This is a genomic window from Bacillus sp. SIMBA_074, assembly GCF_046534555.1.
Lineage (GTDB): Bacteria > Bacillota > Bacilli > Bacillales > Bacillaceae_G > Bacillus_A > Bacillus_A mycoides.
The window spans coordinates 79,913-94,136 of sequence record NZ_JAWRYM010000001.1; the positions used below are offsets into that span (position 1 = coordinate 79,913).

10 protein-coding genes are annotated in these 14,224 nt (G+C 34.1%); 2 read left to right on the top strand and 8 right to left on the bottom strand.

The genetic code is table 11. The annotated features are described in order from the left end of the window. Positions 1 to 35: 35 nt before the first annotated feature. From SB773_RS00415 to SB773_RS00430, 4 genes are all read right to left on the bottom strand, one after another. Positions 36 to 1,685, bottom strand: a complete 1,650-nt coding sequence (locus SB773_RS00415; RefSeq protein ID WP_410588113.1) for a copper resistance CopC/CopD family protein — start codon at positions 1,683 to 1,685, stop codon at positions 36 to 38. Positions 1,686 to 2,040: 355 nt separating this feature from the next. Beyond that, the gene (locus tag SB773_RS00420) at positions 2,041 to 2,460 is read right to left on the bottom strand and encodes a VOC family protein (RefSeq protein WP_050000219.1); all 420 of its coding nucleotides are present in this window, start codon (positions 2,458 to 2,460) and stop codon (positions 2,041 to 2,043) included. A gap of 86 nt (positions 2,461 to 2,546) precedes the next feature. Beyond that, the gene (brnQ, locus tag SB773_RS00425; protein WP_002126859.1) at positions 2,547 to 3,905 is read right to left on the bottom strand and encodes a branched-chain amino acid transport system II carrier protein; all 1,359 of its coding nucleotides are present in this window, start codon (positions 3,903 to 3,905) and stop codon (positions 2,547 to 2,549) included. 239 nt (positions 3,906 to 4,144) lie between these two features. Beyond that, positions 4,145 to 4,837 (bottom strand): FMN-dependent NADH-azoreductase, encoded by a 693-nt coding sequence (locus SB773_RS00430; RefSeq protein ID WP_016126776.1) that lies wholly within the window; start codon positions 4,835 to 4,837, stop codon positions 4,145 to 4,147. Positions 4,838 to 5,149: 312 nt separating this feature from the next. Between SB773_RS00430 and SB773_RS00435 the strand changes: the two genes are divergently transcribed. After that, complete coding sequence (locus tag SB773_RS00435; protein ID WP_410588116.1) at positions 5,150 to 6,103, top strand: arsenic resistance protein; 954 nt, start codon at positions 5,150 to 5,152, stop codon at positions 6,101 to 6,103. 125 nt (positions 6,104 to 6,228) lie between these two features. Here SB773_RS00435 and SB773_RS00440 read toward each other — a convergent pair whose 3' ends face one another. Together SB773_RS00440 and topB are read right to left on the bottom strand one after the other, a co-directional pair. Further along, positions 6,229 to 7,476 carry a DUF4153 domain-containing protein gene (locus SB773_RS00440; RefSeq protein ID WP_002126853.1) on the bottom strand — a complete coding sequence of 416 codons (1,248 nt, stop codon included), beginning with the start codon at positions 7,474 to 7,476 and terminating at the stop codon, positions 6,229 to 6,231. Positions 7,477 to 7,980: 504 nt separating this feature from the next. Beyond that, positions 7,981 to 10,125, bottom strand: a complete 2,145-nt coding sequence (gene topB, locus SB773_RS00445) for a DNA topoisomerase III (protein ID WP_002012275.1) — start codon at positions 10,123 to 10,125, stop codon at positions 7,981 to 7,983. A gap of 438 nt (positions 10,126 to 10,563) precedes the next feature. On the opposite strand from topB, the gene SB773_RS00450 reads away from it, so the two are divergent. After that, positions 10,564 to 11,109 carry a hypothetical protein gene (locus SB773_RS00450; RefSeq protein WP_088005179.1) on the top strand — a complete coding sequence of 182 codons (546 nt, stop codon included), beginning with the start codon at positions 10,564 to 10,566 and terminating at the stop codon, positions 11,107 to 11,109. A gap of 51 nt (positions 11,110 to 11,160) precedes the next feature. Here the strand turns inward: SB773_RS00450 and SB773_RS00455 are convergent, their stop codons facing one another. Beyond that, complete coding sequence (locus tag SB773_RS00455) at positions 11,161 to 12,756, bottom strand: multicopper oxidase family protein (RefSeq protein ID WP_410588119.1); 1,596 nt, start codon at positions 12,754 to 12,756, stop codon at positions 11,161 to 11,163. A 118-nt stretch (positions 12,757 to 12,874) separates the two neighbouring features. Beyond that, positions 12,875 to 14,158, bottom strand: a complete 1,284-nt coding sequence (locus SB773_RS00460; RefSeq protein WP_002126845.1) for an aminopeptidase P family protein — start codon at positions 14,156 to 14,158, stop codon at positions 12,875 to 12,877. Positions 14,159 to 14,224 lie beyond the last annotated feature (66 nt).

Genomic DNA, 14,224 nt, shown 5'->3' on the forward strand with positions numbered 1-14,224 from the left:
TTTCTATAAACTCCTTTTCATTTATAACGTCTTTTTTATCTGCCACCTACAATAAATTTATAATCCGTATCGAAACTATCAAGAGATTTTGTTAATCCGTGAACTTGTATATCCCAGTTTCCTGTCATGTTAATATACATACCTTCCGCTTCATATTCTCCCGGTGACACTGCCGAAACTTTAAATGAACCTTTGCCCATATTCATATCTAAAGATTGAGTCGTCAATACAATTTGTTCCATATCAGTAACAGGCTGTCCATTCTCATCCTTCAAAGTAATATGAAATGTATTCTGTCCTACCTTATTAGGACTTACATGTAAAGTAAGTTCATATCCATTATCTAATTGTTTACTCTCTGTAAAAGGTCCCGTAGGAGGCATCGGCGGCGTTTGTACATTTGTCATAAAAGCTACGATTACGAAAACGATAATTCCAATGATAAACTCTACTTTCACCGTAGCTCCTAACCTTTGCTGCGCTCGCATTCTCCCTTTCACATAATGAATAATTCCCAATATCCCCATACACACGAATAAAAGTATCTTTGCTAATAAGGCCAATCCATACTTCGTATCAAATAGGGAATGGATCGTGGGAATAAAAAATGTACTGTTAAAAAGACCCGTTAATAAAATCACTATGACAGCACCTGTTGCCCATGGCGAAAAACGCTTAATCGCATCCCAATACATAGTCCACTTGTCAGCCTCTTTACGTAACAGAAGAACAATCGATGATAGCCCCCCCATCCATAACGAAGCTGCGAATAAATGCAGAAAGTCCATAACGACAGCAATTTCTTTAAACTTTAATCCATATGCATGACTATTGAAGGCTTTCATAACAAGTAACCCAATAAATAATACAATTGGAATGCTCCATACTTTAAACGACGAAACCCTCTCACTCTTCACTGCAAAATATGTAACAATCATAAGCGTACTAATAAGAGCCATTTGAGTGATCCATACATAACCAAAAACAGATAGCTGTAATGTTTCTTTTAATAATAAAGGATCGAATGCTTCTAGCCATGAAACATCAGCATTTATTTTCGCTTGCAACGGTAAATTGAAAAGTAAACTAATGAATATCCCAAATAATGATATCCATATTATTTTCTTACTCCTCGACTGAACTTGACTTACACTTCCTTTATAAAGGATAAGATTAAATAATAGAACACCAATAAATAGAGAAAAACTTGTATATAAAATTCCGCGTTCCATAATCATATCGATTTGGGGAACATAGCCCATCTCTTCTACTTTTATATCATCTGTTCCCGCTTCTGCTAATCCAATACGGAATGGAATAACTCCTTGAATCGGATGTCCATCAGCTGAAATAGCTTTCCACTGAATAGAGTAGAGACCATTTTTGAGATTCTCTTTTAACCCAGCCTCTAATATTTTTTTGTTTTTCTTATCAATATGTGCATCTTTTAAATCTACTCTTTTACCTGAGGTGTCTCTTACGAACAATGTATTAAAACTTGAAACTTGTATGTCCTCATCGAATTCAATTTTCACAACAGATGGTGCTTTCTTTAACGTTTCATTTTCAGCAGGATTTGATTTCACAACATACGCATGAGCAGATGCGCTTTTTGGTATCAATATGATAAACACGCACGCTATTAATAGCCATGCCCCTAACCTTCGTATTACTTTCACAATCATTTCACTTCTTTCTTTTTCGTCACTACACTTTCATTACTTTTTACTTCCCAAGTTTTATTTCTTGATAAAATATTAACCTGATTAAGTATAAGGATTTATTTAGTATCACTCTCTATTTATTCCTCACCTCTACACTTCTAACAAAATAGTAGCTACTTATATATATATTACTTATATTTTTAAAGTAGATTATCATTATAGCATAAAATATATTTATGTAAGTTTCTAAAGAAGAAAAGTTATCGTGAATCATTTGTGAAAAAAGTGTGAAATAACCTCCCATATAAAGAGAAATACATAAATTAAAAAGGCGTTACGTTATTACGTAACACCTTTTCTCAAGGATAAACTTCCTTTATTTCGCTTCCGGATAATCACAATACTCAATGATTGTTCCCTCTGTATCCGCTGGGTTAAGATATATTAATCTTCTACCGTGTTTATTAATTCGAAGCGTATGTTCTAACGTTCGAATCCCTTGTTCCTTTAATTCTTCTAAAGCTACATCTAAATCGTCTACACGATACGCAACATGATGGACACCTTTCCCTTTTTGCTTTATAAATCGTGCTATTGGAGAAGTTGTATTATTCGTTGGCGCAAGTAATTCGATTCTATCACCATCAACTTCAAGAATAGCTACTTCGCTTTCAACACCAGGTGCTTCACTTACGTATCGATCTATTAAAGTTCCTGATAAAACCTTTTCATAAAACTGTATCGTACTATCTATATCACGAACTGCGATCCCGATATGGTCAATTGTTTTTTTCATTTTATTTCCCCTATTACTTTATTTTTTCTATTCTTATCAATAGTAACAAAAAAAGTTATAGAATCAAATTCTATAACTTTTTTCATTTAACTTATTTTCTTATTCGCACTAGCTGCTGGGCGAACTTGATTTTTCGCTTTTAAAATGCTAATGCCATATCCGATAAATCCACCGATAATCGCTGGGAAGATCCAGCCTAATCCTACTTCCTGCATCGGAAGGAATTTAGTGAACACACGGCTTACTACTTCAATGTTAACTCCAGCTGCACTTAATCCATCAAATAAGCTGATGATAAACGTTACGATTAAACTCACTTGATAAACTTCAGCTCTTCCTTTGAATAATGAATGGAAGAATGTTAAGAAAATCAACACGATTGCTAGTGGATAAATCGCTGTTAATACTGGAACAGAAACTGCGATTAGTTGTGTTAATCCAACATTTGCAACAATAGCACTAAACACACATAACGTAATTGCAATTGCTTTGTAAGGAACATTTGGAAATAACTTATGGAAGAATGAAGAGCATGCTGATACAAGTCCCACACTTGTTGTTAAACAAGCAACTGTAATCATTAACCCTAATAATACTCCGCCATATGATCCGAAATAGTAGTTAGAAACTTTTGCTAATACTTCTCCGCCGTTTTCTAAATGTCCAAGCTTCGCAACGCTTGAAGCTCCCATATAAGAAAGAGCTGTATAAATAATTGCTAAAATAGATGCTGCGATCAGTGTTGCTTTTGCACAAACAACCATAATTTGTGTTTTCGTTTTCGCACCTTTTTCTTTAATTGCATTAATAATGATGATCCCAAATACGAACGATGCAAGCGTGTCCATTGTTAAGTATCCTTCTTGGAATCCTTTGAAAAATGCATGTGATGTATACCCTTCAACTGGTGCTTGCATTTCTCCAATCGGATGAATAAAAGCAACGATTACTAAAATACCGATGAATGTCAATTTAATTGGCGTTAAGATTTTTCCAACAATATCGACAATTTTCGCAGGATTTAGCGAAAAAAAACAAGTGATGCTAAAGAATATAATTGTAAAAAGAATTAACGGTGTAGAACCTAATCCCTCTGGCATAAAAGGCTTAAGACCAATTTCATAAGAAACATTTCCTGTTCTTGGTATTGCAAATAACGGACCGATTGCTAAGTATAAAACTGTTGTAAACACAATCCCAAACACTGGGTGAGCACGACTTGCTAATGACTGTAAATCATCTTTACCTGAAAAACCAAAGGCTAATACACCTAGTAATGGTAAACCTACTCCTGTTACTAAAAATCCAGCGTTAGCAATCCATACATTCTCTCCTGCCGATTGACCTAGCATAGCTGGGAAAATTAAATTTCCTGCTCCAAAAAATAGTGCAAATAACATTAATCCAATAACTACTATGAACGAAAACGGTACTTTATTCGCCATAATATAACCCCCCATTCAAATTTCCTTATCTCATTTTCCAATTTTAACTAATTGAATTTTCTGAATATTTAATTTAAGTATCAACTATTCTTGAACTCATTATAGTTTGATATATAATATTTTGCAATACTATTTTCAAACTTTTCTTTTATTTTATAAATATACATTTTTTAACATAGGGAATAGACTAAAAAACCAACATGGTCATCCATGTTGGTTTTTACATTTACTATCATTATTTAAAATTTCGCCGCTACTTTCTTAACGTTCTCTAAACCTTCTTCAACAATTTGCTGTGAGCGATCTGGATATTGATTGTGTCCCTCAATTACAACTGTCTCTGGATTGGTAATTCCCCAGAACCCAAGTACGTTTGTAACGTAATTAACAGCCATTTCCATAGGAGCCATTTGTTCAGAAGAGTAATCTGAACCACGAGCGCCTAAAACAACTACTTTCTTATCACCAGCTAAACCTTCTGGACCGTTCGCTGTATATTTAAACGTTTTTCCAGCTTGAGAAAGATATGAAATATACGTAATTAATGGTGCTGGTACTGTAAAGTTCCATAATGGGAACGCAAATACAACCTTTTCAGCCTCTAAAAATTGATTTAAATATTTATCTACTGTAGCAACTGCCTTCTCTTCTTCAGCTGTTATCTCCATTCCTTGACTACGTTTATATCCACCTGAAATAGCGATATTTCCGTAATACGGAAGATCTAATGCAAATAAATCTAACTCCGTAATTTCTGTATTCGGATTTGCTTCCTTATAAGCACTTACAAATGTTTCATACATTTTTGAACTAATTGCTTGCTCCGCTGGACGATCGTTTGCTTTTACAAATAATACTTTTGACATTGTTTTATTCCCCTCTACTTTTGTATTTTCTTCTTTTTTACCAAACAATGAGCTAAATAACCCCATTTTCTTCACCTAAACTTTCTTATCATATTCATTATTCATCATCATAAAAATTCTTATTCTAATAAAAAGTTCCAATTGATACCTTAACCTAAGTAAATTAAAACTTTTTGTTATTTAATTACCTTATGTAAGTGATTGTAATACACCCGCTTACTTTAGTCAAGTAACTTCTCAAAAAGAAAAATGTCTCGGATTAAAAATAACAAAGAAATATATTTCCTCATTCGAAATGATAAATTCGAAAACACATAAGTGAAATCCCTTGTATAATACAACTAGAGAGAGAAATTCATCTATAGAGAGGATTTATTAATGAGTACTTTAGAAAAGATTCAAACCTTTATCATTCTTGCAGCTGTTATATTCGGGGTTATATTAGGACAATTTAATATGATACATATGCATTCAGAAAAATTTATTGTCCCCTTCTTATTTTTAATGCTTTACGGATTATTCCTCAGCATCCCATTAAATGATATAAAAAATGGCTTCCGTAACTTAAAATTCGCTGGAACAAGCCTAGGTATTAACTTTATATGGACACCTTTTCTTGCTTGGGGATTAGGCGCGTTATTTCTTTCAGATCACCCAGCACTTTGGGTCGGCTTTATTATGTTAATGGTTACTCCGTGTACAGACTGGTATTTAATTTTCACAGAGATTGCAAAAGGTAACGTCGCATTATCTACATCAATTCTACCAGTAAATTTAATTTTACAAGTACTACTGCTTCCAATTTATTTATTTTTATTTGCTGGTGTCATGAAAACTGTAGCGGTTTCTGTTTTAGTAGAAAGTATTGTTATCGTAATCGTCTTACCATTTTTACTTGCGCACGCTACAAAATTCATTATGCATAAAATGAAAAAAGTTGAAACACTTGAGAATAAACTCATTCCGTTTTTCAGCTCTGCTCAAATTGTATTTTTAAGTTTAGCAATAGTAGCGATGTTTGCCTCACAAGGTAAGTACTTATTACAAAATATGAATGTTGTTTTATTGTTACTTATACCAGTATTACTGTTCTTCATAATTAACTTTATACTAGGACAGTTTGTAGGACGTATGATGCATTTATCCTATGAAGACACTGTAACAACATTAGCGAGAAACTCGCCTGTTGCACTCGCAATTGCTGTGACTGCTTTTCCAGACGAGCCTCTTATCGCGCTTGCATTAGTGATTGGACCGTTAATAGAACTACCAGTACTAGCGTGTGTGTCACAAGTGTTATTACTTATTAAGAAAAAACAGCAATACACATAAAAAAAACGTCCTACTTTGGGACGTTTTTTTATTGTCGAGAAAGTATAGAAGTAACGATACTTATCGGCTCTAAGGATTTTATACGTTATAGAAAATTAGCTTGTCGTTACGTTAACAAAGTCTTTCTAATTAAAAATTATAGGGAAAGTAAATATAACGAAAGCTGCCCAAAGTCCGTAAATTGGCAAATACTTCGTAACGGCATCTTGGATAGCTGTCGGTCCTGATTTGTTTTGTAGAAAACGCATATAGGAAAACATAATCCAAATTAGATTTGCCCAGATCAGTATGTTTACTCCTAAGACAGCAAGTCTATTAGGTGTAATCCCGTAAGAAGAAAGTCTGAATACGATGGCTGACAAAGCTACAGTGTCAATAATAAGCGCAAGAACAATTAAGGCAAAATTGATATAATCTGAAATGTTCTTTTTCTCGTCTGATTCACTCTCAACAATGGAAAATATGGTAACAGCCAATACACCAAGGAGTATTCCGTTGAAGGCCATTAGGAAATTGCGGTCCAAGAACGGATTTTTCCCGACCCATATAACCGTTATAAGATAAATCAACAATGTGATCAAGACGAGAGGACTAAAAATTTTAGATATGTATGGTGTAATATTCTTAGCAAGTTTAAGATTCATTGATGCCAAGTATGCAGCCACAATAGCGAGAGCGGCAGCACCAAATAAAATAACATTACTAAAATAGAAGTCTTCTATATTCAAGTCAACAAACCTAAATAACTGCATGGTTAATGCTGCTAGTACCATTCCGCTCACTGCCATGCTGGCGTAGAGAATACAATATTCCAAATTAAATTTAATATAAGCTAATCTCGTACTTCCTTTTGAATATTCATTTCCTGTAAACGCAAGCCCTACTAAGACCCATAAGAATATAGGAAGATGTAAATACGCAAGGATACTGCTGTCTTTATAATTTAATGGCAACATATTAAGATACACCCCGGCAATTAGGAACAATGCTGCAAGGAAATAAATAATACTTTTTTTCGGAGTATTATTGTAAATAAAATAAGCAGCAATAAAGGGAATTACACCAAAAGCCAAGTTAATTGGAGCAATTGCTTCCTGCTCGACAAAATGGAAGATTACCCTGGTGCTTAGCCCTGCCAGAATAGCTAAAATGCCCATGAATAAGAAACCTTTTTGAAACAATGAAGGTTTTTCTGTATTTGCCGTCTCCTTGAAATGCAATCTTTCATACCAAGCACCAAGAACCTGAGAATCAGGGTTTTCATCCCATGCTTGTGAGAATGACTTTTTAAAAGCTTTCGGGTCTTTTCTATACATTCTCTCCAACTCATGAGGGTTATCCATATTTTCAATTATCACATTGTTAACCTCCATATTTATACCTCCTCTAATTTTAAAAATAACGTTGTTACCTTTTCCATAAAAAGCACCACACTTATTTATTCTGATTTTGATTTTAATATAAATTTTATCGTTTTGCAATAAATTTTTATTATTTTAGATAGTATTTTTGTTGTATATTTTTATTCCAAGCAAAAACAAAAAGCATTCCTCATTCAAAGAAATGCTCTATAACTTTTTATAAACATCGGTGTAAGCTACTTTCAGCTGTTCTCTTCATTGCTTGTTTTTATTTTCTAATTCCTTATTTCCCCTTTATATAAAAGAAATGCTCAAAATGATATAAACGTCCAATTTAATAACACCTTTTCAAACAATTATTTCAAATAAATTTTAGTGCTAGTATACAAAACTCTGTAATTATAAAATAAAAAAGCATGACATAAAATTGTCATGCTTTTTCTTTTCTATCTATATTTTCAAACCTAATACAGCACATTTTACTCGGGAAAGGGCTTTTTCATTTGTTAAAACCACTTAATTCTCAAACACAAAATTAATCTTATTATCTTTCCACTCTAACTTCGCATCAAACGTTTTCTCGCCTTTTTTAAAGCCTTTAATTAAATCGGTCTTCTCACCTTTTAATAGTTTCGTCATGTTTTTTTGCGAAATAGCTTTGCTTAAAATCTTCTTCGAGATGGTAAAGTCACATTGTGTTGTATTGTAGTTAGAACAACCGTAAAACGTCGACTTATCAATAACATCGCCATCGCATTTTTTACAGTTCCCGACCTTTTTACCTGTTGTAAATTTCGATCCTTTTCGTTCAATCGATTCAACATGTAATCCGGTGAAATCCCATTTCTCCGACATTTCTACCGCATCTTCAATAATTTTAGCTGATAGCTTTTTCGTTTGCTCCATAAATGTCGCTGGTGAAGCTGTACCTTCTCCAATTTCCGCAAGGCGTTGCTCCCATTTTGCTGTCATTTCTGGTGAAGCTAGTATTTTATCACCGATTGCTGTAATTAATACTTTCCCTTTATCGGTTGCGTACACTTGGTTTTTCTGTACATCTATATATTTACGGTCTTTCAGCATCGTAATGATACCGGCACGAGTCGCTTCCGTACCTAAACCTTCTGTTTTCTTCAATACTTTCTCAAGCTCTTCATTCTCTAAATACTTACCGGCCGTTTTCATTAACGTAATAAGTTGTCCTTCTGTATAACGTTTCGGTGGCTGTGTTTTCCCCTCTTTCACTTTCACCTTTACAACTTTCCCTTGTTCACCTTCAGCTACAATTGGAAGAATCGTTTCGTCATCTTTATCGTCTTGGAAAATGACTTTACGCCATCCTTCTTGAATTTGTTGTTTTCCTTTCGAAATGAACGCAGCACGTTCGTCTACAAGAGTTGTAATCGTTGTGTAGTCAAAGATTGCTACTTCATAATGCGCCGCAATCAGCCTTCTTACGATCATATCGTAAATTTTCTTTTCATCACCTGATAGTTTGCTTGGATTTGTAACTTGCTCTGTCGGTATAATTGCGTAGTGATCTGTAACTTTCTTTTCATTCACATAACGCTTATTATTCATAATCGATTCAATTGGTGCTGGCAATAAACCTTTATATTCATCAAACTGACTTAACTTCTGTAAAATATCAGGGAACGTCGCTGCCTCTCCTTGTGTAACATAGTTAGAATCCGAACGAGGGTAAGAGACAATCCCTTTTTGATATAGTGCTTGCGTTATATCAAGTGTCTTTTTTGGTGAAAATTTAAAGGCTTTATTCGCTGTCGCTTGCAGTGCTGATAAATTAAATAAAAACGGCGGCTGAAACTCTTTACGCTCCGTTTTCATTTCTTTTACTACAGCCGGTTTGTTTTGACAAAACGCTGCAATTTTATTTGCCAAATCAGGGTCATTTAAGCGGGACTCATTATCTTTCTCCCATTTCCCCTCATATTTCTTTCCTTCTATATTAAAGGTTGCGAACACTTCCCAAAACGGCTCTGACTTAAAGTTCTCTATTTCTTTTTCACGCTTTACAATGAGTGCTAATGTTGGTGTTTGTACACGACCAGCGGAAAACACATCATTCATTCCTTTTTTCTTTAGCAAAATACTAAAGACACGCGATGCATTCATACCAACGACCCAGTCAGCGCAAGATCTTGTATATGCTTCGTAATACGTATTAATCGTATCTGCTTCATCTAGTAAGTTTTTAAATCCTTGATAAATAGCTTGCTTCGTTAAAGATGAAATCCAAAGACGCTTCATTGGCTTTTGCACGTTGCAAAGATTAATAATATTTCTTACAATCAGTTCCCCTTCACGCCCAGCATCGCCCGCGTGAATAATTTCTGTTACCTGTGGATTATGTAACAGCTGTTTCACAACGTTAAATTGCTTATACTTTGACTTTGTTACCTCAAATTGAAAACGCTCTGGAATCATCGGCAATGTATTAAGTGACCATTTCTTCCACTCAGCGTGATAATGTTCTGGATTACATAACTGCGTCAAATGACCAATTGCCCATGTACAGTACGCTCCATTTGGAAATAACTCATTTGCTTCTACTTCTAAATACCCATCTTTCCGGCGATATTTAAACTGTGAAACAAGAGCCAAACCTTGATCTGGTTTCTCAGCAATAATTAATTTCATCTTCTAACTCCCTATCTGTATTCCAGTGTTACTTTCATTGTCTATCTGTTTAGAAGCGATGATAAAACAACCATCTTATTTATCATTCGCGGTTTGCCTCACAAATGGGAGACCTATAATATTATACGCTTATTCTTTATGGCTTCACAATAGAAACTCATTATATAACACTTTCTTTCTCATGCTTATAGACAAAAAAGACGCTCAAAAATCGAACATCTTTTCCATTCACTACTACTTGCTTACATATATTCTCTCAAAATAAAAATACAACAATTCTTTATGAAGCATCGTCCACTAAGATAACCATCATTATTTGAAAATTATACTGAACTTACCTTTTTTAAATTGTGCAGATAATTTGCAGATATATATTAGCATAAGTACTCTCCATTTGAACATATGATGAAGTGAATGATAGGACAGGGAGGTATCATGATGTTCGCTTATACGTTAACTGCCTTAACACTTTGTTGTATCTCGATTCTTATTACATCATATATATCTAAACGCAAGGGTACCCTAATGGAGTATATGGTATTTATTATGTCTTTTAGTATGTGTATCGGTTTAAGTATCGGTTTTTATTTAGGTATTCTTTTTAAAGGTGAATTACTATATTCTACTTTGCTTGCGATTTTGATTAGTAGTTGTATCGGTTTTTTAGTCGGTCTACGGTTTCACCTATTTACCGCTTTAGAAGGAATGTTTTCTGGATTAATGGCAAGTATGATGGGAGCAATGATTACAGAAATGTTAAACGCTCAACAAGCTCACAGTATACTGTTCATTAGTCTTTTACTTACTATAACAATAACTATGTCATGTATAATTCAACTTTTATCAGAAATCTTTTCTACTTTTATCCAACGGCGTTTTTTATTATTACTTTCAATTAGTGTGGTAATTATCGTTGCCGTGTTCGTGACATTCCCCGATCATACTCCCCCATCTTCATCCGGGCACGATCAACATATGCATTAACACTTGCAACGAAAATGAATAAGCAGCTATCCATAGGATAACTGCTTCATATTATTCTGGCTTATTAGGAATGTTAGGGTTTGGAACATAATCAGATTTATAATCTGTATATTTCACTTCTGTTACCATCCCCGCTGAAGCATGGTGTAAATCATGACAGTGGAACATCCATTCACCCGGATTGTCTGCTACAAAGGCTACTTCATATTCTTCTCCTGGTTTTAAGTTCAAAGTGTCTTTCACAATTGGAGAACCTTCTACCGGTTTTCCATCTTTACTTAACACCTGGAAGAAATGACCGTGTAAATGCATCGGATGATCGTCCGCTTTAGAGCGATTTACTAATTTTACTTTTACTAAGTCACCCTTTTCCACTGAAATTGGGTCAATATCTGGGAATGCCTTTCCATTAATTGTATATACCATTTCATTTCCATTCATTTGCGTATTCAAGTCCATATTATATGTGGCAATATACTGTTGATTTAACGTGAAACTACCTAATTTTTTAGCACCATATTTCGTCATATCTAATTTCGGTAATTTTTCTTTTTCATCTGCTTTGTCTTTCATCTCTTTGCTGCCATCATATTCAATAATAGCTTTCATTCCTTTTGCACCTTTACTTTCTGAATGGTCTTCAACGTACCATTTCCCAGGATTGTTAGCTGTAAATTCAATATCATAACGTTCACCCGGTGCGATTGAAATTACTTTGTCTTTTATAACTTTTGGATCGTTAATTGGTTGACCATCTGTCGCAATTACTTTTATATCATGACCGTGAACATGTATATCATGTGATAGATAACCAGCATTAACGAGTCGAAGACGAACTTTATCCCCTTCATTCACTTTTAACAGCTCTACTAAATCTCCGCTTTTACCATTGATTGTGAATAAGTCATACATACTCATATCATGACCTTCCATCTTCATATTTCCATGGTCCATACCGGAATGATCCATGCCTTTCATATCATCATTCTTTTTCGTATTTTCATTACCCTTAGATTTATTACCTGTTGGCCCTTTTGTCATTTCTTTTAACTGCTTATTAATTTCTTCTTTATCTGTAACCCATTCATCCAACATTAATGTGTAATCTTTATCATATTTTTCATTAGTATCTTCTACAATGAGAGCACCATATAAACCTCTATCTAGTTGATTCACAGAATCTTGATGCGAATGATACCAATATGTTCCTGGTACGTTCGCTTCAAATTCATAGGTGAAACTCTTTCCAGGTTCAACCGCATCTTGCGTCACACCTGGAATTCCATCCATGTTATTTGGGACAGGATACCCATGCCAATGAATAGATACTGGTGCAGATAATTCATTTTTTAATGTCACTTTAACCTTTTCACCTTTTTTCACTCTGATTTCTGGACCTGGGGATGAGCCATTAAATGTCCAGACTGGAACAATAACACCGTTACTTAGCTTTTGCTTTTCTTCTTTCGCTACTAAAGTAACTTCTGGCCCTTTTACAACTTTGAATGGTTTTGTAGCCGTTTCAGTCTGTGTTGTTTTTTTATCGTCCATATTTTTATGATCATTTGTTGTATTTGTGGTCGCAGAACATGCAGCAATTAAAGATATTACGGAGACTGTAACTGCTGTTAATACAAATCTCTTCATTGAAAATCCCTCCTTTTTCTTTTTCAAGATTATTATAGAAGACAATTTTCAAGAAAATATGGAGGTTTAAAATGGTCCAAATAAAAAGACGCCCAAAATTGAGCGCCTCTTCTAATTATTATTTCGTAACAACTTCATCTTCTTTTACATTTACATTATTTTCTCTCATAAACTCTTCAATCTCTTCAACTGTTCTAATGATATCTTTTGACAAGTTTTCATACCCGTCTTTTGTGATAAGAATATCATCTTCAATACGAATCCCAATTGATTCTTCTTCAATATATAGACCTGGTTCAATCGTAATGACCATACCTTCTTCTAATACTCTATCTTTGTATGTTCCTACATCATGAGTATCTAAACCTAGGAAATGACTCACGCCGTGATAATAATATTTAGATAGTTCCTCATCTTCTTGAATTAAACCAATAGCTTTACACTCTTCTGCCAGTACCTTTTTTGTGTGCTCATTTAATGCAGTAAACTTTAATCCTGGCTTAATAAGCTCAGTTGTTTCTTTCAATGCTTTTAACACTATATTATATATTTGTTTTTGGCGACTAGAGAATGTTCCACTAGCTGGGAATGTGTAACTAATATCAGCGTTGTAGTAATCTTTTTGAGCACCTAAATCGAGCAGCACTAAATCACCATTTTGAATTTGTGCATCATTATCTTCATAATGAAGGACTGTAGCATTTTTACCACTCGCCAAAATTGTATTGAATGCATGATGTTTAATTCCAGATGATTTAAGCGTAAAATCAAAATGAGCTTCTAATTCATATTCCATCACATCTGCTTTTGCATGCTTCAGCACGTTATAAATACCCTCTTTAGTTACAGCAATCGCTTCTTTAATGATTTCAATTTCTTCTTCCGTTTTAAACACTCGTAATTCACAAATATGCGGATATACATTACCAATTAAAACGTGTGGATACTGTTCTCTTACATATTTAGCAAACGCTAACGTTTTCGTCTCAGTACCCTTCCACTCACGACGCTCTAAATCTAAATACAGATGCTTCACATTTTCTGTGAAAAGTGTATTTGCCATTGTCTTCTCAAAGCTTTCTATATATACAACTTTTTTTATGCCTGAAATTTGTTCTGCATCTTCTTTAGAAACTGTTTTACCGTCCCATTTTTCCATTACTGGATCTGATTTTTCAATGAAAAGAGTTTCTTCCACACTATTTCCAAACTTTTTCAACATGAAAATAACATTTGGCTCATCGATTCCCGTTAAATAGTAAAAATTTCGATTCGGCACAAATTTATAATGTGCATCGGCTGACATATGAGGTGCTTGCCCAGCAAATAAAATAGTAATAGATTCATCCGGTAATGTGTTTACTAATCGTTCTCTATTTTGAGCAAAAAATGTTGATTTCATAATAATCCCCCTAGCGTTCTATGTATAATTTTGAAACTAATTATCCAATATAATTCATTCTATTAT